Annotated in this window: 26 protein-coding genes and 1 tRNA gene; 16 read left to right on the forward strand and 11 right to left on the reverse strand. The window is 57.5% G+C overall.

Going from position 1 to position 20,028, the window contains the following annotated elements; all coding sequences use genetic code 11:
* Positions 1-41 precede the first annotated feature (41 nt).
* Complete coding sequence (locus JT51_RS02885) at positions 42-956, forward strand: DMT family transporter (protein ID WP_037307588.1); 915 nt, start codon at positions 42-44, stop codon at positions 954-956.
* On the opposite strand, the gene JT51_RS02890 is transcribed toward JT51_RS02885, so the two are convergent.
* Positions 901-1,557, reverse strand: coding sequence for a thiamine diphosphokinase (locus JT51_RS02890; protein ID WP_327284371.1), 657 nt, complete (start codon positions 1,555-1,557; stop codon positions 901-903). The two genes, JT51_RS02885 and JT51_RS02890, sit on opposite strands and share 56 nt — an antisense overlap.
* A gap of 173 nt (positions 1,558-1,730) precedes the next feature.
* Here JT51_RS02890 and JT51_RS02895 point away from each other — a divergent pair, with 173 nt between their 5' ends.
* The gene (locus JT51_RS02895) at positions 1,731-3,458 is read left to right on the forward strand and encodes a hypothetical protein (protein ID WP_037307594.1); all 1,728 of its coding nucleotides are present in this window, start codon (positions 1,731-1,733) and stop codon (positions 3,456-3,458) included.
* 103 nt (positions 3,459-3,561) lie between these two features.
* On the opposite strand, the gene JT51_RS02900 is transcribed toward JT51_RS02895, so the two are convergent.
* The 6 genes from JT51_RS02900 to nthA form a co-directional block, all read right to left on the reverse strand.
* Complete coding sequence (locus JT51_RS02900; RefSeq protein WP_051927393.1) at positions 3,562-4,278, reverse strand: TonB-dependent receptor; 717 nt, start codon at positions 4,276-4,278, stop codon at positions 3,562-3,564.
* Positions 4,279-4,367: 89 nt separating this feature from the next.
* The gene (locus tag JT51_RS02905; protein WP_037307600.1) at positions 4,368-4,610 is read right to left on the reverse strand and encodes a DUF2842 domain-containing protein; all 243 of its coding nucleotides are present in this window, start codon (positions 4,608-4,610) and stop codon (positions 4,368-4,370) included.
* Positions 4,610-5,905: an adenylosuccinate synthase gene (locus tag JT51_RS02910; RefSeq protein ID WP_037307603.1), complete on the reverse strand. Its 1,296-nt coding sequence runs from the start codon at positions 5,903-5,905 to the stop codon at positions 4,610-4,612. Before JT51_RS02910 ends, JT51_RS02905 begins: the two co-directional genes overlap by 1 nt.
* Positions 5,906-5,993: 88 nt before the next feature.
* Positions 5,994-6,329 (reverse strand): nitrile hydratase accessory protein, encoded by a 336-nt coding sequence (locus JT51_RS02915; protein ID WP_037307606.1) that lies wholly within the window; start codon positions 6,327-6,329, stop codon positions 5,994-5,996.
* Entirely contained in the window at positions 6,326-7,003 is a 678-nt protein-coding gene (nthB, locus tag JT51_RS02920) for a nitrile hydratase subunit beta (protein ID WP_037307609.1), read from the reverse strand. The genes JT51_RS02915 and nthB overlap by 4 nt, the downstream gene beginning before the upstream one ends.
* The gene (nthA, locus tag JT51_RS02925; protein ID WP_037307612.1) at positions 7,000-7,614 is read right to left on the reverse strand and encodes a nitrile hydratase subunit alpha; all 615 of its coding nucleotides are present in this window, start codon (positions 7,612-7,614) and stop codon (positions 7,000-7,002) included. The genes nthB and nthA overlap by 4 nt, the downstream gene beginning before the upstream one ends.
* Positions 7,615-7,764: 150 nt before the next feature.
* Here nthA and secG point away from each other — a divergent pair, with 150 nt between their 5' ends.
* From secG to JT51_RS02980, 11 genes are all read left to right on the forward strand, one after another.
* Positions 7,765-8,130, forward strand: a complete 366-nt coding sequence (gene secG, locus JT51_RS02930; protein WP_037309362.1) for a preprotein translocase subunit SecG — start codon at positions 7,765-7,767, stop codon at positions 8,128-8,130.
* Between the two features lie 160 nt (positions 8,131-8,290).
* The gene (locus JT51_RS02935; RefSeq protein WP_037309365.1) at positions 8,291-9,934 is read left to right on the forward strand and encodes a CTP synthase; all 1,644 of its coding nucleotides are present in this window, start codon (positions 8,291-8,293) and stop codon (positions 9,932-9,934) included.
* 103 nt (positions 9,935-10,037) lie between these two features.
* On the forward strand, positions 10,038-10,814 hold the full coding sequence (locus JT51_RS02940; RefSeq protein ID WP_037307617.1) for an isocitrate lyase/PEP mutase family protein: 777 nt from the start codon (positions 10,038-10,040) through the stop codon (positions 10,812-10,814).
* Positions 10,815-10,990: 176 nt separating this feature from the next.
* Entirely contained in the window at positions 10,991-11,440 is a 450-nt protein-coding gene (locus JT51_RS02945; RefSeq protein WP_037307620.1) for a TerB family tellurite resistance protein, read from the forward strand.
* Positions 11,441-11,460: 20 nt separating this feature from the next.
* Positions 11,461-11,898: a TerB family tellurite resistance protein gene (locus JT51_RS02950; RefSeq protein WP_037307621.1), complete on the forward strand. Its 438-nt coding sequence runs from the start codon at positions 11,461-11,463 to the stop codon at positions 11,896-11,898.
* Positions 11,895-12,620: a PhnD/SsuA/transferrin family substrate-binding protein gene (locus tag JT51_RS02955; RefSeq protein WP_037307622.1), complete on the forward strand. Its 726-nt coding sequence runs from the start codon at positions 11,895-11,897 to the stop codon at positions 12,618-12,620. Before JT51_RS02950 ends, JT51_RS02955 begins: the two co-directional genes overlap by 4 nt.
* Before the next feature lie 147 nt (positions 12,621-12,767).
* The gene (locus JT51_RS02960; RefSeq protein ID WP_037307623.1) at positions 12,768-13,544 is read left to right on the forward strand and encodes an ABC transporter ATP-binding protein; all 777 of its coding nucleotides are present in this window, start codon (positions 12,768-12,770) and stop codon (positions 13,542-13,544) included.
* 32 nt (positions 13,545-13,576) lie between these two features.
* Positions 13,577-14,290: a transporter substrate-binding domain-containing protein gene (locus JT51_RS02965; protein WP_037307624.1), complete on the forward strand. Its 714-nt coding sequence runs from the start codon at positions 13,577-13,579 to the stop codon at positions 14,288-14,290.
* Positions 14,291-14,362: 72 nt separating this feature from the next.
* The gene (locus tag JT51_RS02970) at positions 14,363-15,250 is read left to right on the forward strand and encodes an ABC transporter permease (protein WP_037307629.1); all 888 of its coding nucleotides are present in this window, start codon (positions 14,363-14,365) and stop codon (positions 15,248-15,250) included.
* The gene (locus JT51_RS02975; RefSeq protein WP_037307631.1) at positions 15,247-16,053 is read left to right on the forward strand and encodes an ABC transporter permease; all 807 of its coding nucleotides are present in this window, start codon (positions 15,247-15,249) and stop codon (positions 16,051-16,053) included. Before JT51_RS02970 ends, JT51_RS02975 begins: the two co-directional genes overlap by 4 nt.
* A 174-nt stretch (positions 16,054-16,227) precedes the next feature.
* Positions 16,228-17,187 carry a DUF6492 family protein gene (locus tag JT51_RS02980; RefSeq protein WP_037307633.1) on the forward strand — a complete coding sequence of 320 codons (960 nt, stop codon included), beginning with the start codon at positions 16,228-16,230 and terminating at the stop codon, positions 17,185-17,187.
* 106 nt (positions 17,188-17,293) lie between these two features.
* On the opposite strand, the gene JT51_RS02985 is transcribed toward JT51_RS02980, so the two are convergent.
* Both JT51_RS02985 and JT51_RS02990 read right to left on the reverse strand, forming a co-directional pair.
* Positions 17,294-17,370 (reverse strand) — tRNA-His (locus tag JT51_RS02985).
* Between the two features lie 47 nt (positions 17,371-17,417).
* On the reverse strand, positions 17,418-17,900 hold the full coding sequence (locus JT51_RS02990) for a GNAT family N-acetyltransferase (protein WP_037307635.1): 483 nt from the start codon (positions 17,898-17,900) through the stop codon (positions 17,418-17,420).
* Positions 17,901-17,977: 77 nt separating this feature from the next.
* Between JT51_RS02990 and JT51_RS02995 the strand changes: the two genes are divergently transcribed.
* Positions 17,978-18,166: a DUF6324 family protein gene (locus tag JT51_RS02995; RefSeq protein ID WP_037307638.1), complete on the forward strand. Its 189-nt coding sequence runs from the start codon at positions 17,978-17,980 to the stop codon at positions 18,164-18,166.
* A 4-nt stretch (positions 18,167-18,170) separates the two neighbouring features.
* Here the strand turns inward: JT51_RS02995 and JT51_RS03000 are convergent, their stop codons facing one another.
* Positions 18,171-18,602 carry an MmcB family DNA repair protein gene (locus tag JT51_RS03000; RefSeq protein ID WP_037307640.1) on the reverse strand — a complete coding sequence of 144 codons (432 nt, stop codon included), beginning with the start codon at positions 18,600-18,602 and terminating at the stop codon, positions 18,171-18,173.
* A gap of 114 nt (positions 18,603-18,716) precedes the next feature.
* On the opposite strand from JT51_RS03000, the gene JT51_RS03005 reads away from it, so the two are divergent.
* The gene (locus tag JT51_RS03005) at positions 18,717-19,037 is read left to right on the forward strand and encodes an ArsR/SmtB family transcription factor (protein ID WP_037309369.1); all 321 of its coding nucleotides are present in this window, start codon (positions 18,717-18,719) and stop codon (positions 19,035-19,037) included.
* Positions 19,034-19,459: an SRPBCC family protein gene (locus JT51_RS03010; RefSeq protein ID WP_037307643.1), complete on the forward strand. Its 426-nt coding sequence runs from the start codon at positions 19,034-19,036 to the stop codon at positions 19,457-19,459. Before JT51_RS03005 ends, JT51_RS03010 begins: the two co-directional genes overlap by 4 nt.
* Positions 19,460-19,675: 216 nt before the next feature.
* Here JT51_RS03010 and JT51_RS03015 read toward each other — a convergent pair whose 3' ends face one another.
* A complete protein-coding gene (locus tag JT51_RS03015) occupies positions 19,676-19,981 on the reverse strand; it encodes a hypothetical protein (RefSeq protein WP_037307646.1) in 306 nt (101 codons plus the stop codon).
* Positions 19,982-20,028: the final 47 nt, after the last annotated feature.

Below are 20,028 nucleotides of genomic sequence, written 5' to 3' on the forward strand. Positions count from 1 at the left end.
TACGCTTTCCCCCAACGGGCGGACACGTTAGCGTCGCAGGCATGACCCAGGATCGCCCCGTATTTGGCATCGTTTTGATGCTTGTCTTTTGCGTGCTTGCCCCTTTGGGCGACGCGATGGCAAAGCTTTTGGGCGAGACGACCCCGGTTGGCATTCTGGTTTTTGTCCGCTTTGCCGTTCAGGCGTTGATCCTGATCCCGCTGGTCATCTTAAGCGGTCGAAACTGGCGCATGAGCGGTCGCGTGCTACGCCTGACGGTCATCCGAACGGTTCTGCACATTATCGGGATCACTGCGATGTTCAGCGCGCTGCAGTTCCTGCCACTTGCAGATGCGGTTGCGATTGCCTTTGTGATGCCCTTCATCATGCTGATATTGGGGAAATATGTGCTGGGTGAAACCGTCGGCCTGCGGCGTCTGATTGCCTGTGCGGTTGGCTTTGTCGGCACAATACTGGTGATTCAACCCAGTTTTGCACAGGTCGGCGCGGCCGCCCTGCTGCCCCTGATCGTCGCCGTTGTCTTCGCCCTGTTCATGCTGGTGACGCGGAAGATTGCGAAAGAAACCGATCCAATAGCACTGCAAGCTGTGTCCGGGGCGCTTGCGGCGTTTCTGCTGCTGCCGGTTCTGATAGCTGGAACGCTTGTTGGAACAGATCAGATGGCTTTGGTTATTCCGGATAGTGATGCGCATCTATTGCTGATCGCAATCGGTGTTCTGGGAACTGTCGCTCATCTATTCATGACCTGGTCACTGCGCTATGCGCCATCGGCCACTTTGGCACCCATGCAATATCTTGAAATCCCGGTTGCAACGCTGTTTGGCTGGCTGATCTTTCAGGACTTGCCGGACGGTGTTGCGGCAATCGGGATAACCATCACCATCGCTGCGGGCCTCTATGTCATTCTGCACGAGCGGGCCAGCGCCCGGTCTGCCCCGACACAAACGCCTGCATAACCTGATCCAAGGCATTCCGTGGCAGCATGACCAGCAAGCCCGGCGCATCCATATGCAGATCAATCCTGGCCAGTGCCCGGTTGGACGTACTGACCTGCCCGCCCGGTTCTAGCACCAGATCGTTGATTGGCCATTCCAGACCACAGCTTTGCCCGGTAACGCGTTGAAATGGAAACAATGAAACGACATCCCCCGGTGTGACATCCAGAGCAATTCGTGGCGGTGCATGAAACACGATCTCATATTCACCCAACAGGATACAGGGCCGATCCTGGCGCTGAACCAATACGTTAAGAACCGCAAGCTGGTGATCCAGACGCCGTCCCAAAAAGCCACACCCCAAGACAATCGGCGCTTCGACACTGCGCAGGGCCTTGTCGAAATCGGTGCTGTCCTGTTCTTGGACCGGAAACAGCCGGTCGGTTGGTATTCTGGCCTTATGGCTGTCGTCCAGCGAATCAAAATCACCGATAACGGCATCCGGAATGTGACCCGAATCTATCAATGGCCCGGCACCGCCATCGACAGCCACAACCATGCTGGCGCGATTTAGCGTCAGATTCAGGTCATCGGGGCCAATTTGGCCGCCTCCAACCAGCACGATTGGCTCTGCTGACTGAATAATCGCAGCATTTTTTCTAAGATTGATCATTTTTCCCGGATTTCGACACATTGAGACCACAAAATGATAGGTTCATATAAACAGTTTCGAGCCACAGGTGTGCCCTCTGACGGGCTGGTTGGCTCTGGTAGTTTGTAGAGGACGTGCGTCTGATGGTACAGAATAACAAGGTATTAACCGTTTCTTATGGAACCTTCTCGTGCACTTTGGAAGGTTTTGACGATTCTTTTGAAACGATGAAGGCAATCGCTGAATACTTTCGTGATCTGGCCGCGGATGACCGATATTTCGGATCAGAGCCCCCCCAACCTGATGCTGAACTTCTGACACGGATCGCCCAGCGGGATGCCTCTAGAAAGATCGAAGCCAGCCAGAATGACAGCGGATTGCTTTTGCGTGCCACCGACGAAGCGGCTGCCCCCGTTGTTGCCGCCGCGCAACCTATTGCTCGCACACCAGATCACGAGACCATCGAACAGCCATCGGCCGCACCGCCCCCAGTGCATAGCGCCGCGTCTTTCTTTTCCGAGGCTGAACCTGTCGAGGAAACCCCCGCCCCTGCGTCCGACAGCATCGCCGCCAAGCTGCAGCGCATCCGCGCCGTGGTGTCCCATTCCGAAGAAAATTCGGTCATCTATACCGAAGATGAAGACACATCGCTGATGAAGAATTCAGGCGCTCCGGTTGATGCGGTTGCAGCCGCCTTTGAATCCGGCACTCTCAACCCCGATGACTTGCAAGACGAAGACACGGTCGAGAGTTCAGACGTTTTGGCCGCGACCGAAGAAGAAATTGCCCCCCCCAGCGAGACAATGGAAAACGTTGCCGAGACGGTGACAATTCCCGAACCAGCCGTTGACGAGACCCCCTCGACGGATCTGGATGTTGAAGACACCCCCTATATTCTGGCTGCAAACCAAGAGGCCCAGCCCGCACCGTCAGAGGATGAGACCCCGGCCATTGAAGATGACGCCCCGGACCATGCGATTTCGACGGATGCGCTGTTTTCTGACCTCGACGCTGCCGAAGACGGCGAGCCCGATGGGGAAGACGTCGTCAACATTCTCAACGACGTCGAATTCGAAAGCGACAGTGACGTGGCCCAGGATCCTGCCCCGCAGGCCGAAAATGGCATCCTGACGGAAGAGGATGAGGTAAATCTGCTTCACAAACTGTCCGAAGTCGAAGCCGTTCTGAAAGACCAGCAAAGCCCCGAAGAACCGCATCTGGATCAGGATGTTTCCCGCCTGATGGAAAAAGCCGGGGAGCAGATGGAAGACCCGGCCACCAACAATCAGCGTGAAACCTATTCGCATCTGCGCGCGGCTGTGGCTGCCACCCAAGCGGAACGTGGCGAAGACGGCAATGCCAAGCAGGACGACGAAGATGCGGGATACCGCAATGATCTGACCTCTGTCGTCAGCCCGCGTCGCCCGGAAATTCAAGTGACCAGCATGCGCCCCGAGACCGACGCGTCTGCGCCGCTTAAACTGGTGGCTGAACAGCGTGTCGACACCAGCCAGAACGTAGATACGGGGCCGGTCATGCCGCGCCGCGTGACAGCCCAACCTGAAAAGGATGCACCCGAAGAAGGCGGCTTTGCGCTTTTTGCACAAGAACAAGGCGCGCAGTCCCTGCTGGACCTTCTGGAAGCCGCCGCAGCCTACCTGTCGTTCATCGAAGGGCAAGAACAATTCTCGCGTCCGCAGTTGATGAACAAAATCCGCTCGCTCAAGCAGGACGAATTCAACCGTGAAGAAAGCCTGCGCTCGTTCGGTCAGTTGCTGCGGGACGGCAAGATTGAAAAAGCTGGCGGCGGTCGCTTTGCTGCGTCGACCCAGATCGGGTTTCGCCCCGACGATAAGCGCGCAGCGGGCTGAAACACGACGCATCTGAATAGAAACAGGCCAGAGTTTTCTCTGGCCTGTTTTTCTTTGCGATAGTCAGTGGATAACCGGCATTCGCTTAGATCGGCGCAAGGTTTTAGAAGTTGAACGCAAGCGCCACATAAGGGCCGGTCAGAATCAGGTCGATGACATCCCTGCCCTCTTTGAAATCGACGCTGAGATGGCGGTATCCACCGGCGACATTCACGCGGTCTGTCCATTTCCAGTTTGCTTGCAACACGGCCTCCCACTGAAAATGCGATCCATAGTCAAAGCCACCGACATTGCCCATCGCCGTTACATTCCATCTGTCCGTGATGGTCCGGCTATAGCGCGCGCCGATCAGGGGGTCGGTCCAGTTTTGGTCCGTTTCGGCGCTAAGCCCGAATACAGTCGTGGACAGGTCCAGATCCCAGTGTCGCACCCCGGCCAACGCGTCAAAGCGCGAGTGGTCGTCTTCAAACACCGCATAGTTGACCCCCAAAGAGACCATGGTGCCCTTCAAATCCCAACTTGCGGCGCTGCTGAATGGGCCGAATGAAACATCGTCGCCCAGATTGAGATAGTTGAACTCTCCACCGATTGTCCAACGCCCGTTGCGGGCCTCGCCTGCAATCATGAAGGCGCCCTTGAGAATGTTGAAGATAGAGGTATTGCCATCAACCGGCGGGTTCGGCCCAACGTCCAGCGAGGTTCTGAACTCTGGCCCCCAGACATAGGGCGCAACGGTGTATTCCCACTCGTTTGCGTGAACGGCCCCGGACATAAAGCCCGAGGCGATGGCCGTCGTGGCGGCCAAAACTGTTTTTTTCATATTCTAGCTGCCCGAATTACCTGATTGCGCCGCACAAAGTCACTTTTCAGGAATTTGGCACGCAGGTCATATTCAGGCAACTGAGTGGATCAATCAGATTCTTGATCTGGGTCTTCTTTGCCAACACCCCGAAAAACAAACTTGAATGGCAACACCCAAAGAATGCCAAGCAGGATATAGACCAGTAATTCAAGCCAGATCGGCGGGCGGTCCAGCCAGTTCACCACGGTCACCACCGCAACGATATAGGCCGGCAACCCAACCAGCAGCAGCACCAGCGACCAGCGCCGACGCGCCTTGTAGCTGAGGCCAGGCTTGTCCCCCCCGCTCATCAGTCAGCAAAGGGGTCGGTCACCAGAATGGTGTCGTCCCGCTCCGGGCTGGTGGACAAAAGCGCAACCGGGCAGTCAATCAACTCCTCGACCCGGCGCACATATTTGATCGCGTTGGCGGGCAGATCCGCCCAGCTGCGCGCGCCTTCGGTGGATTCGCTCCAACCCGGCATTTCTTCGTAGATCGGTGTGCAGCGCGCCTGCTGATCAGCAGCAGTAGGCAGGTAATCCAGCCGCTTGCCATCCAGCTCATACCCGGTGCAGATTTTCAGGGTCTCGAACCCGTCCAACACATCCAGTTTAGTCAGCGAGATACCGTTCACACCGCTGGTCGCGCAGGTCTGGCGTACCAGACAGGCGTCAAACCAACCACAGCGGCGCTTGCGGCCCGTGGTGGTTCCAAACTCGTGCCCACGCTCGCCAAGACGCTGCCCGTCAGCGTCATCCAGTTCGGTTGGAAACGGGCCTTCTCCAACGCGGGTTGTATAGGCTTTGACGATACCCAGCACGAAATCAATCGAACCCGGTCCGATGCCAACCCCGGTCGACGCCTGCCCAGCAATAACATTCGACGAGGTAACAAAGGGATAGGTGCCGAAATCAATGTCCAGCAATGCGCCCTGCGCACCTTCAAACAGAATACGTTTGCCGGCTTTGCGCTTTTCGTTCAGCACCTTCCAAACAGGCGCGGCAAACGGCAGGATTTGCGCTGCAATGTCTTTCAGCTGAGCAATCAGCGCATCGCGATCGACGGGTACGATACCCAAACCTTTGCGCAGCGGATCGTGGTGTTGCAACGCACGGTCAACGCGGGCTTCCAATGTCGCCTCATCCGCCAGGTCCGCCACGCGAACAGAACGGCGGCCCACTTTGTCTTCATACGCCGGGCCGATGCCACGCCCGGTTGTGCCGATCTTGGTGCCTTTGCTCGCCGCTTCTTCGCGCGCCCGGTCAAGCTCACCATGGATTGGCAGGATCAGGGGGGTGTTTTCGGCGATCATCAGCGTTTCGGGCGAAATATCCACACCCTGCGCGCGAACGGTTTCGATTTCCTTGAGCAGATGCCAGGGATCCAGCACAACGCCATTGCCGATAACGCTCAGCTTACCGCCGCGCACCACACCCGAGGGCAGCGCGTGTAGCTTATAGACCTCGCCATCAATGACCAGCGTATGACCGGCATTATGCCCGCCCTGAAAACGCGCGATCACGTCTGCACGCTCGCTGAGCCAGTCGACGATCTTGCCTTTTCCTTCGTCACCCCACTGGGCGCCGACAACAACCACGTTGGCCATATCCGGTCCTTTTGCGCTGAGTTATCAAACTCGGCTCATATAGCGGGGTGAAAGCGACAGGGAAACCGGTAATTCGCCGCAGTGGGCGTTATGTCCGCGCCAATCGGACGGGCTGACCGTGCGGCGTTGTCAGATATGCGTCTTCCCAGGCGTTTTGCAGGTGTTGAACGTCTTCCGGGGGCGCTTCTCCGTTCTCGGCCAGCAGTTCCTCTAGCGTTTCAAGCCAAGCCTGAAAGTAATCGTCGCCGCCGTCCAGATCTTTTGCCAGACCATTACGCTTTAGGGTTTCGGAAAATCGCGCGGCCCAGTCCGGCCACGCAAACCGGCCGGATTCGTTCAGCGCCACGGTCACGGCAAAAAGCTGCGCGTGCCAGGGTTCGGCAAAGGCTGGCTCCGGCGCGCTATGCGTGATGCAATCGGTCATTGCGCCTCCAGATAGCTTTGCCAAAGATCCAACACCACCTCGTCATTGGGGTGTTCGGGATCAGCCCAAAGCTGTGAGGCCGGAAATACGACGGCATAAAGGGGTTCGGGGGCCTCACCCAGACCATGCGCGCTTGAATCTGGCAGGACATGGGTTCCGTGCAGCCTCAAAATGTGCCCCTCGGCCCCGGCGGCATAGACCGGCAACCGCGTGTGCCCACCGTCCACCAGCCGATTGGCGGCAGGATGCAGGGTGCGCACTTTTTGCCCCACTTCAAACTTGACGGGCACGTCCGAGGGCCGGTCCGCCGGCCCACCACTCGCTAAGGCCGCAGAAACAGATTTGGCCTTGAGCGCGCGCGAAGCCAACGGATGTAAGGCGTCATCGCCCCCGTTGGTCAAATCCTCCACCGTCAACACACCCTTTTCCACCAACAGGTCGGCCAGACCGGATACCCATTTCTCATAATAGGAAAACCGCGCGTAGTCCTTTGGGGACAGCCGCTCGCGCGTGTGGCGCGATGTGTCGATGTTCCACTGCCCCAAGGCCCCCGCAGCCAATGTGATTGCCAGAGCCCGGCCATGCCAGTCTTCGGCAAAGACAGGCCCCTCTTCGGGCTCGGGGGTCACCGGTCCGTCGCCGAAACGACCACCCATATCATGTACGCGCGTCATGCGGGCACCTTGGGCAGGCCGGTGCCAATCATACTGTCGCGTGTCACCAGCGCGGCAAGTTCATCCTCGCCTAGCCCATCTGTGCCTGCGGGGCGCATGGGCAGCACCAGATAACGTATTTCGGCGGTCGAATCCCACACGCGCACTGCGGTGTCTTGCGGCAGCGCAACGCCGAAATCTGCCAGAACCTTACGCGGTTCACGTACAGCGCGGGCGCGGTAAGCATCGGATTTGTACCATCCCGGCGGGATACCCAACAGAGGCCAAGGGTAGCAGCTGCACAAGGTACAAACGACCATGTTGTGCTGTTCTGGTGTGTTCTCGACGACCACCATGTGTTCGCCCTGTCGGCCGTAATATCCAAGGTCAGCAACAACCGAAGTCGCATCTTCGACAAGCGCCTGCCGGAAGGCCGGATCGGTCCAGGCTTTGGCAACGACGCGCGCGCCGTTTTGCGGGCCTATCTTGTTCTGATAGGTATCAATAATCTCATTCAGTGCTGCCGGGTCGATCAGCCCTTTGCGGGTCAGAATCGTCTCAAGCGCCTTAACGCGAAGTGCGGGTTCAGGCGGCAGCAGGGCGTGCGGGTGATTGTGATCGTCATGTGGCATGGCCGCAGCCTGCGTTATCAATTGCCCGACTGTCCAGTCCCTTTGGCGTGATATTACCAATCAGCGTTCGTGATGCGAACTCCTCCCTTGCCCCCGCTGGCAAACTTGCATAAGTACCTCGCGATACACGCCACCCTGCACAGGACCACCATGGAAAACGTCGTTCTCATCATCCACCTTCTGTTGGCCCTGGGCCTGATTGCCGTTGTTCTGATGCAGCGGTCCGAAGGCGGCGGCCTTGGTATGGGCGGCGGTGGCGGTGGTGCCATGGCGGGCCGTTCGGCGGCGACCGCATTGGGCAAGGTCACATGGATTTTGGCGGCATGTTTCATCGTCACCTCGATCACGCTGACCATTCTGGCGGCGCAGAAATCCTCGGGCAGTTCGGTTATTGACCGTCTGGGCGTTCCGGCCCCGGCACCAACCGAAGAAAGCACACCTGCGGTTCCGTCTGAAAGCGATCTGCTACCTCCGGCACAGGGCGATAACGCGCCACTGATTCCGCAGGCTGACTGATCCACAAAACCTAGAATTCTGAAAGAGAGCTGCAACAGCATCTTGCGGTTCTCTTGCGCTATTGGCGCGAATCCTTTATACGTGAAGTCCCGTGGTGCTGCGGTTTTTTCAAACCGCCGGGCAGCATATAATGTCGTCTCACGGGAGCAGCCGAAAAAACATGGCGCGTTTTATTTTCATCACTGGTGGTGTGGTTTCGTCCTTGGGCAAAGGATTGGCTTCGGCGGCTTTGGGCGCGCTGTTGCAGGCCCGGGGATATTCGGTGCGTCTGCGCAAGCTGGACCCCTATCTGAACGTCGATCCCGGCACGATGTCGCCGTTTGAGCATGGCGAGGTGTTCGTCACCGACGACGGGGCCGAGACCGATCTGGACCTTGGCCATTACGAACGTTTCACCGGTGTGGCCGCGCGCAAGACTGACTCGGTCAGCTCAGGCCGGATTTACTCCAATGTGCTCGAGAAAGAGCGCCGTGGCGATTATCTGGGCAAAACCATTCAGGTCATTCCGCATGTCACCAACGAGATCAAGGATTTCATCTCCATCGGCGAGGATGAGGTTGATTTCATGCTGTGTGAGATCGGCGGCACCGTCGGCGATATCGAAGGTCTGCCCTTCTTTGAGGCGATCCGTCAGTTCAGCCAGGACAAGCCGCGCGGTCAATGCCTGTTCATGCACCTGACGCTGCTGCCCTTCATCAAAGCCTCGGGCGAGTTGAAAACCAAACCGACCCAACACTCGGTGAAAGAGCTGCGGTCGATTGGCCTGGCCCCCGATATTCTGGTTTGCCGGTCCGAGGGCCCGATTCCCAAGAAAGAACGCGAAAAGCTGGCCCTGTTCTGCAACGTCCGCCCCGACAGTGTGATCGCGGCGCAGGACCTGTCGACCATCTATGACGCCCCGCTGGCTTATCACCGTGAAGGTATGGATCAGGCGGTTCTGGACGCGTTCCAGATCAGCCCCGCCCCCAAGCCCGATCTGGCGAAATGGGAAGACGTCAGCGACCGCATTCATAACGCCGAAGGCCAAGTGAAAGTTGCGATCGTCGGCAAGTATACCCAGCTTGAGGACGCCTATAAGTCGATTGCCGAGGCGCTGACCCATGGCGGCATGGCCAACCGGGTCAAGGTCAAGGTCGAATGGGTCGATGCCGAGGTGTTCGATACCGAAGACGCCGCCCCCCATCTGGAGGGCTTCCACGCGATCCTCGTCCCCGGCGGGTTTGGCGAACGCGGCACCGAAGGCAAGATCAAGGCGGCGCAATATGCCCGTGAACATAAAGTGCCCTATCTGGGCATTTGTCTGGGTATGCAGATGGCTGTTATCGAAGCGGCACGCAACGCAGCCGGAATTGCCGAAGCCGGGTCCGAAGAATTCGATCACGAGTCTGGCAAAAAACGGTTCGAACCTGTTGTTTACCACCTGAAAGAATGGGTGCAGGGCAACCACAAGGTTGAACGCAAAGTGGGCGACGACAAGGGCGGCACCATGCGTCTGGGTGCCTATGATGCGGTACTGGCCGACGGCTCGAAAGTGGCCGAAGTATACGGCGGTACCAATATCGAGGAACGTCACCGCCACCGTTATGAGGTGGACATCAAATACCGCGAGCAGTTGGAAAAGGCAGGCCTGAACTTTTCAGGCATGTCGCCGGACGGGCGTTTGCCGGAAATCGTCGAATGGTCGGATCACCCGTGGTTCATCGGTGTGCAGTACCACCCCGAGCTGAAATCCAAACCTTTTGAGCCGCATCCCCTGTTCCGCGATTTCGTGCGCGCCGCGAAAGAGACCTCGCGTCTGGTCTGACGCCGAACGGGTCACCGTATTGTGACGGCTGGTGCGAAAAAACCTGTACGCACCGGCCGTTTGCACGGTTAACTGTCCTCGACCCAATGACAGGAGACCGGCCATGATCAACCAAATCACCCAAGCAGAAAACTTTGCGGCCCTTCACAAAAAGGGTGAGCCGGTCATCCTGTACAATATCTGGGACGCAGGCAGCGCCGGGGCCGTGCGCGATGCGGGCGCCAAGGCGGTTGCGACCGGCAGCGCGCCCGTTGCGATGGCGCAAGGCTTTGGTGATGGTGAAAACATCCCCTTGGAAACTGCGCTGGACAATGCCGAACGGATCACTGCGGCGGTTGACCTTCCAGTGTCGTTGGATTTCGAAGGCGCTTATGCCAAGGATGTGCTGGGCGTTGCCGCCAACGTACAGCGCGCGCTGAAAACGGGCGTTGTCGGGTTCAATTTCGAAGACCAGATCGTTGGAACAAGTGATCTTTATGATATCGAAACTCAGGAAGCACGGGTCCGGGCCATGCGGGAAGGCTGCGATGCCGCAGGTATCCCCGCTTTCATCAACGCCCGTACGGATATCTTTCTGAAGGCCAAGCCCGACACCCACGACAACGCGATGCTGGACGACGCGATGGCCCGGGCCAAAGCCTATGCCGATGCCGGGGCCAGCGGTTTCTTTGCCCCCGGTCTAAAGGACGAGGCCCTGATTGCACGGCTGTGCGAATCGACCGATCTGCCGGTCAACATCATCGCCCTGCCCGGCACACCCGACACCGCGACACTGGCGTCGCTTGGTGTGGCACGGATCAGCTATGGGCCGGTGCCGTATCGTCAGATGCTGGGCTGGTTGCAGGAACAGGCAAAACAGGCGCTTGGGTCCGCTGACTGACCAACGCGACGGGGCGAACCCGACGCGATGACACGCTTGCCCGCCGTGATGACGCGCATTAACAATAGGCAGCAGCCTTGCGCGATCTGAATCTGATCGGCGGTCAAGTGTTCATTCAGTGCTATGACGGGTAGTCAGTGCTTGGCGGTCCACAAAATATGGAATAACCTCACGCTATGTTGAAAAAGCTCTTTCAGGCCTTCCGCCCGCCGCAACACGACAATCTGCCCGATCCAGACGCTGAACTGGCATTGGGGGCACTGCTTGTGCGCGTGGCTCAGGCGGATCGGGATTACAAGCTTGAGGAAATCAGCCTGATAGACCGCATTTTGGCGCGCCTGTATCAGCATAACGCGATCGAGGCCGCCAAAGTCCGCGCCACCTGTGAAAAACTGCACACTGCGGCCCCCGATACGGACACTTTCGGCAAGCTGATCCGCGAGACGACCGACTTGCAGGAACGTCTGGCAGCACTTGATGCCCTGTGGGAGGTCGTTTTGGCCGACGGAAACTCGGACGAGGGAGAGATCAAGATCGTCGAAGAAGCCCGCATCGCCATGGGGCTCAGCTTTAACGATAGCCAAATTGCGCGCGAGCGGATGCAAAGACGCTTGGAAGACAGCTAACCCCCCTCTATATCTTGCGGATGTTCAGTGATTTCCTGTCCCGGCTTACACAGCCGCAGCCCGATCCGCTTGCCGATGATGACGCCCGCCTGGCCCTGACGGCCCTTTTGGTGCGCATTGCCCGCTCTGACAACGATTATGCCGATACCGAGATGGCCCGAATCGACCGAATTTCGGCCGAACGCTACGGTCTGTCCCCGTTCGAGGCCGCCGCTCTGCGCGCGCGCGCCGAAGATCTGGAGGCCGAAGCCCCCGACACCGTCCGCTTTACCCGCGCCATCAAAGAGGCAGTGGCCTATGACGACCGTCTCGCCGTAGTACAGGCGATGTGGTCTGTTGCTTTGGTTGATGGGCATCGCACTGGCGAAGAAGATTCCCTGCTGCGGCTGGTGGTCAGCCTGCTGGGAGTCAGCGACGTGGATTCGGCGCTGGCCCGCCAGAAAGCCGCCAAATCGTGATTGCAATGCTGGGCATGTACGACATGCCCGCGCTGCAACCGGCCAATGATCGGTATTGGTCTCTGATTCGATCTCATCTGGGTTTTGGTCCCGAAAAACTGACCCGCGACGCCGATGTCTGGGACGTCTGGCAGAACCCTAAACTGGTGTTCGCCCAAACCTGTGGGATGCCGTATCGCACCCATCTGCATGGCAAGGTACAATTGGTTGGCACCCCCGACTATGGATTACACGGGTGTCCGCCAGGCTATTACCGCTCGGTCTTTGTTGCGCGCAAGGACGACCTGCGCGGGCTGGATCAGCTTGTAAGCGGCACATTTGCGTACAACGAAAACCTGTCCCAGTCCGGTTGGGCCGCCCCCATGGTGCATCTGACCCAGGGCGGCTGCCCCCCGGATACCTTTCTGGAAACCGGCGGTCACGCACTGTCGGCGCAGGCTGTCGCCGAACACCGCGCGGATTTTGCTGCCTTGGACGCGCTGACATGGGAAATGCTGAAAGAACACACGGACCTGGGTGCGGCATTGCGCGAGGTCGGGTTAACGGAACCAACGCCCGCCCTGCCCTATATCACGGCCAACACACAAGACGCGCATGAGATCGCCCGGGCCGTCCGCGCGGCCATCCGCGACCTGTCATCCGCAGATCACGCGTTGCTGCACCTTCGCGGCCTGATCGACATCCCTGCGCAGCGCTATCTGGCGGTTCCAAACCCAAACTAGGGCAGCTCTGCCTGCCTGCTGACCAATTTGGCCAGATCGTCTGGCCAAATTGACGGTTTCACCCTTCGATCATGTCATTTGCGCATTGCATTACGCCGGTTTTTAAGTCCTAGTACCGCACCAACACCAATAACGCCTGGACGACCCGTGACAGATTCCACTCCTGTGATTGAGATCAAGAACCTACACAAAAGCTTCGGCAATCTGGAAGTGCTGAAGGGGGTCGACATAACAGCAAAACGTGGGGATGTGGTGTCTCTGATTGGGTCGTCAGGGTCGGGCAAATCAACGCTTTTGCGCTGCTGCAACCTGCTGGAAGACAGCCAGCAAGGTGAGATTTTGTTCAAGGGCGAACCAGTGCGCTGGAGCGGTGATTTGCATAGCCGCCGCCCCGCCGATCCAAAGCAGGTTCTGCGCATCCGCACAAACTTGTCGATGGTGTTCCAACAATTCAACCTGTGGGCCCATTTGACCATCCTGCAAAACGTGATGGAGGCCCCTGTGACCGTACTGGGCCGCGACAAGGCCGAGGTCGAGGCAAGCGCCCGCAGATATCTGGACAAGGTCGGCATCGGTGACAAATGCGACGTCTACCCGGCGCAACTGTCTGGCGGGCAACAACAGCGCGCGGCGATTGCCCGCGGCCTGTGCATGGAACCCGAGGCGTTGCTGTTCGACGAACCCACATCCGCGCTGGACCCGGAACTGGAGCAGGAAGTGATCCGGGTGATCAAAGATCTGGCTGCCGAAGGGCGCACCATGATCATCGTGACTCATGACATGAAAATGGCTGCCGATATCTCAAGCCACGTTGTCTTCCTTCATCAGGGCCTCGTCGAAGAAGAAGGCCTGCCGGAAGACATTTTCACGACCCCTGAATCAACACGTCTTCAGGGCTTTCTATCCGCCACAAAGGCGGCATAAATTCGGAACGGAATCTAACTGGGGAGTACACAATGAAAAACCTGATTCTGACCACCGCAGCACTGGCGCTGAGCGCTGGCATGGCCATGGCGGACACCATCCGCCTGGGAACCGAGGGCGCATACGCCCCGTGGAACTTTGTCAATGACGCTGGCGAAATCGACGGGTTCGAGCGCGAGTTGGGCGACGAGCTGTGCAAGCGCGCCAACCTGGACTGCGAATGGGTCAAGAACGATTGGGATTCGATCATCCCGAACCTGGTGTCGGGCAACTATGACGCGATCATCGCGGGTATGTCGATCACCGACGAGCGTGAAGAAGTCATCGACTTTACCAACAACTACACACCGCCGGACCCGTCCGCCTATATCGCCACGTCCGATGGCGTTGATCTGGCCAGCGGCGTGATTGCCGCACAAACCGGCACCATTCAGGCCGGCTATGTTGCTGATTCCGGCGCAACGCTGGTTGAATTCGCAAGCCCCGAAGAAACCATCGCCGCCGTGCGCAATGGCGAAGCGGATGCAGTTCTGGCAGACAAATCCTTTCTGCTGCCTTTCACCGAAGACAGCTCGGGTCTGATCTTCGTTGGCGAAGAGGTTCCGCTGGGCGGTGGCGTCGGCGTGGGCGTTCGTGAATCCGACGGTGAGCTGAAAGAAAAGTTCAACACGGCCATCCAATCCATGAAGGATGACGGCAGCCTGAACGAGCTGATCACCAAATGGGAAGTGTCCTCGACCTTCTGATCCTGAACTGAGCGGCGCGCCTGACATCCGGGCGCGTCGCATCTGAGCCTTTGCCAATCAAAGAGGCCCGCCATTTTCTCGTTTTGCTCTGATCCCGATACGCTCGGCACGTTCCGATGGTTTTCCTGCTATCTGACCAACGGTGTGCATTTTCTTTTCTATTTGTCCTTTTTCAAGGTCCTGCTGCTGCTTGCGATCACCGCGCCGGTGGCGCTGGGTTTTGGATTTTTGGGCGCGATGGCGGCCCGGTCGCATTTCCCTCCGCTCAGCCTGCTGGGAAAAGGCTATATCGCCATTGTGCGCGGCGTGCCGGATATCGCATTCTTTATGTTTTTCGTAATCGCGTTGGATCAGGCGTTCGAATGGACCCGCCACAAGGTTCTGTGCCCGGAATGGACCGATCCGATCCGGCAGGGCAACGACTTTGTCGTTTGTCAGGCGGCCAAGCTGCCGCTGGGCAATTCCCCGGAATGGGTGCATGAAACCTATGGTTTCTTTCTTGCCGTCATAACCTTTTCCATCGTGTTCGGCGCGTTTGCCGCCAACGTTCTGTTTGGTGGTATGCGCGCTGTCCCCCACGCGCAGCTGGAAACGGCCGAGGCTTATGGCCTGACACCGCGACAGACCTTTTGGCGCATTCTTGTGCCGCAGATGTGGGTCTTCGCCCTGCCCGGCCTGTCGAACCTGTGGATGGTGCTGATCAAGGCCACACCCCTGCTGTTCCTGTTGGGCATCGAAGATATCGTCTATTGGGCGCGCGAGTTGGGCGGGTTCAAAAACCCGAAATTCACGCAATACCCGCATGGCGACTGGCGCATGTGGTACTTCCTTGCCCTGCTGGTGTTCTACCTGGGTTTGACCCGCCTCTCGGAAATCAGCCTTGAACGGCTGATGCGCCGCCTGTCACACGGTCAGGCAACTTCGGGCGGAGAGCTGCTGCGCAAGGAGACCACGGCATGAGCTGCATCCAGACGATCCAGGACTATGCCCTGCGCTCGGTCGGTTTCGGCGAGCGTTTGCTGCCCAAGAGTGATTTCACCCTGTGCGAGCAGTTTACCCTGATCGGTTCAGGCATGATCTGGAACATCTATTTTGGCCTGATGGCGCTGGTTACCGGGTTCTTCCTGGCCACCGCTGTGGCCCTGGGCAAGGCCTCGGCCAACCGATGGCTGCGCAAACCTTCGGAGTGGTTCATCTTTCTGTTCCGCGGTTCGCCGTTGTTCATCCAATTCTTCTTTGCCTATTTCTTCTTCCTGTCGCTCAAGCAGAGCTATCCGTTACTTGATACGCTCACGTCGGCCTGGCTGGGCGCGCTGATCGTTCTGTTCCTCAACACCGCCGCCTATTCGGGTGAAATCTTCTATGGCGCGCTGCGGTCGATCCCCAAAGGGGATATCGAGGCAGCAGATGCCTACGGCATGACGGGTTGGTCTCGCTTCCGCCGTGTCATCTGGCCAACCATGCTGCGGCTGGCCTGGCCGGCCTATACGAATGAGGCGATCTTCCTGTTCCACGCCACCACGCTGGTGTTCTTCTCGGCCTTTCCGGTCTGGCAACAAAGAGGCGATGCGCTGTATTACGCGGGGTATTTCGCGGACAAGACATTCAACCCGTTTGTGCCCTACCCCATTCTGGCATTTTACTTCATCCTGCTAACGCTGGTGGTTGTCTGGGGATTTGGCCTGATTAACAAACGGCTGAACCGGCACCTTCCAGTGGCCCAAAAAAGCCGGATAAAGTTTCGCGTCAATCTGGCGCGCTGAACACAATCAACATGTCTTTGACCGCACGAACTGACAGCGGTCCTGCACAGCCCCGCAATGGGGCTGAACCTCAGGTCTGGCGAAATAGCGCTTATTGGTGAACAAAGCACTTGAACTTCAGAAGGTTACATTCAATATAACATATTCGTGTTAAACCATTGAAAATATCAAATCATGATCAGCCTCGTTACAATCGCTTTTTCCGGTGATTTGGATTTGCTGCGGTATCAGGCGCAATCCCTGGCGCGGATGGCGCACCCGGATGCCGTGACCGACATCAATTTGATCATCAACGATGTGAACGAAGACCATATCCGCCGCAGGTTGGAAGACATACGCCCCGCCTATGGCCCCCACGCCCCCAAAGTTCGGATCTTCGGCGGTGATGAGCTTTTGCTGGGCATGGATCGCAAGCGGCGGCGCAGCCTGACAGAATGGCTTTATGTAGAAAATCGGTACCGGCTGCCGTTTGTTGCCTCAGGCGGATGGCGGGGCGGCAATGGGTACCGGATGCAGCAAGCGCTGAAACTGGCCTCTGCCCGTATCACCAAAACCGACCGGGTGTTGATACTGGACGGAAAAAACATTTTCCTACGAGACCTTGATCCTGCTGAGTTCTTTGATGACGAGGATCGGGGCCTGTCCACTCAGCACGCACCAACGGCCGAATTTCACCAGAAATGGCTTAACGAAAGCCTCAAAGTCATGGGTGTTAACAAAACGGCTGATGACATTGCGTTCACCACCGGGTTCGCGACGCCAAACCCGATCAATCGTCAATTGATGTTGCGCGTATTGGATGAGGTCGCGGAAAGCCATGGTTCAGTGCAGGCGCTTTTTGCGTCCAAGCTGCGCGCGACAGAATTCATGTTGCTATTCGCATCCTGCATCCGCAACGAAGGCAGCATTGACCGGTTCTATGGTGAATTCACCGGCGAGCATCTGGGCATTTGGAAAGAATATCCATCTGAAATGATCGACAAGGTGATTGCCGAGGCCGAAGCTGCCCCGTCACCAACTTTTGGCGTCCACCGGAAAGCGCTGAAACACCTGAACGAAGACCAGCGTAGCCATCTGATTGCCCTGTTCGAAACACGGGGCCTTGACCTGACCCCGCTGCTGGCAAGGGTCTGAGACAACGGGCTTGTGATGTCATCCCCCATCCGGGGCAGCACCGACATTGGTGGCACCATCTGATTCATGCCCAAACGGGCATTGGATCGTGTGTTTTGTTTGAAAATGGTACCGCCTGCTGGATTCGAACCGGCGACCTCTGGATCCACAATCCAGCGCTCTAACCAACTGAGCTAAGGCGGCACTCGTGAGGGGCGATGTACCGAACGCGCACCGGGAATGCAAGGGGATTAAAGACGAAATTTCCAGCTTTGTTCGACAAGATCGACCCCAAAGGAATGGACCTTGCGGCTGGTCATTAACTGCCCCCCCACCGCCTTGTAAAGCGCACAGGCGGCCTTGTGGCTTTCGTGGGTCCACAGGGCCAGTTCCTTATATCCAGCGCCGCGTGCAAAGGCCAAACACGTCGCAAACATGCGCCGACCCAATCCTTGGCCCCGGACCTCAGGAACCAGCAAAAACAGCCGGAGCTTTGCCGTGTCCTTGTCCAGCGTGACGCAAAAAATGCTGCCCAGCCTTTCGCCAGCGCGCTCGGCGATCCAGCCCCGTTCCCGGGTTGGGTCATGCGCGGCGATGAACGCATCCAGGATACGTTCAACCAGAACCGCAAAGCTGGCGTCGAACCCCTCATCACGTTCGTAAAGCTTACCATGCTGTTGCACCAACCACGGGGCGTCCGACGCAAGAAAGGGTCTGATCAGAATGTCGTCCATACGTTATCTGAACGCAAAGGCAGCTTGATTCTCAACCCTTTGCGCGCTAGCACGAACTCTCATCCCCGGAGGCGCATATGGGTATCAATACTGAACGAGACATTCAGGCCAATCTGCAAATCGGTCCGACCGATCAAGGCATGGTACGACTGTTCATCGAAGCCGATGGTGTCGAAGTTCCGATGGATTTCGAACCCGAAGAGGCCGAGGATATTGCGGATGAAATCCTTGCCGCAGTTCAGGCCGCACGCGCCGTAAAAAGCTGACCGTTCAGATCCTTGGATCCCGAAACGCCTGCAACCTGCGGGCCGCGTCGGTTGCAAACTTTTGGATCATTTTCTTGCGGCGTGCCGGTGCGACCTTGTCCTCCGGAGCCATTCGCACGATTTCAGCATCGTAGGCATCTGCTATAATCAGGCCGGTTTCCGCAGGCAGCAGCTCGCTGGGGAAATCGGTGTCCACGGCCCAAAAAAAGCGGTCGCACCATTCCAGATATCCCTGCCATTTGGAATCGGACAGATAGTCAACGCGACTGGACTTACACTCAACCACCCATAATTCGCCCTTGGGACCCAACCCCATGACATCAACGCGCAGGCCGCGCGTTGGCACAAATTCCTCAACCGAAACAAAGCCATGCGCCGACAGGTGACGAGCCACGCCACGCGCCAATTTCTGTCCAGGTTGCAAGTCTAACGTCATATTTCATATGTGAACAATTCGTGAACAAAATACAAGTATCATATCACACTTGACATGATACCTTTTGGTATTATATTTAAATAGCACCAAACGGTATCATTAATGGAAAAGCCAATGCGAGAACAAACCCAAAATGCGTTTCGAGCGCTTGCTGATCCGACCCGCAGGGACATTGTTCAACTGCTTGCGTCGCAAGACATGACCATCGCCCAATTGACGGAGCAGTTTGATATGACCCGCGCCGCCGTCAAAAAGCACCTGACGGTTCTGTCGGATGGCGGTCTCATCACGGTCGAGGCGCGCGGGCGGGAACGCCTTAACCGGCTGGAACCTAACGGGATGGGCCCCGTTCTGGACTGGTTCAGCTATTTTGATCAGTTCTGGGACGACCGCCTGAATAATCTAAAAGAAGCCATTGAAAGGAAAAGTAAATGACCAATTCCGTGCTGCAAAAAACGATCTTTCTTCGGGCAGAGCCGAAAACCGTTTGGGCATATCTGACAGAGCCTGACCGCCTGGCAGAATGGTTCCACAAACCCCAACACCCTCTGGCGGCGGGACAAAAGCTTGAGATGTTTGGAACCACCAGCGGCGATTTGCTGATCTGGGGCGAGGTTCGTGTCGCCCGCCCGCCGGAATACCTGGAATACACCTTTACCGTAAAACCCATGGGCGACGCGGTCAGCGTGGTCAAATGGACGCTAGAGGCCGTGACCGGTGGCACCCGTTTGGGCCTGCAGCACGAAGGCTTGCCACAAACCGCCGAAGCCTTTGAGGTCATCCTGGCGCTGGATAAAGGATGGGACAATCATTTGGGCCAAATGCGCACTGCAATGCACGAAACAGTTGACGCCTGACCCCTTGTGCAAACCCGCCGCACACCCTACTTAGGCTCGTGGCGGGTTCTGCCCTTCTTGTGACAGGTAGCATTCTGGTGGCCTTAAGCAATTCCGAGGGGGCTGGCTCTGTTCAGGTCCTGGCCTGATTACCTGGCGCCCACCTGTACATACAGGTCCTCGGGAATCAAACCGCACGGTTGACTGGTGGTCCCGCCACATATCTCCGGAAAGAAATTACTTAGCCGATGGGATGTCCTGATGGATGACCGCTGGTTCAAAGCTGTGAACAACAGGCGATCCACGGCGCGGGCCACCGGTTTTTTCGGCCATACTCATGATCGCATAAGCAAACTGGACACCGGCAAACACGATACCGTTCATGAACCAGATCATTAACAGCGCAATCAGGCCAACGTCCGATCCCGTGATCAGATCGTGTAAATTGGCCACGTTCAGCACCAAAAGGATCCCGACGAATACGGCTGAGATTACAAAGCCCAGCGCGACCTGTCTGATGTAAAGACGGATAAGTTTCGGCATGGTGACCCTCCTTGCACGACACCAACCAGTGTAACGCACCCAAGGGT

The organism is Ruegeria halocynthiae, from assembly GCF_000743705.1.
Taxonomy (GTDB): domain Bacteria; phylum Pseudomonadota; class Alphaproteobacteria; order Rhodobacterales; family Rhodobacteraceae; genus Ruegeria; species Ruegeria halocynthiae_B.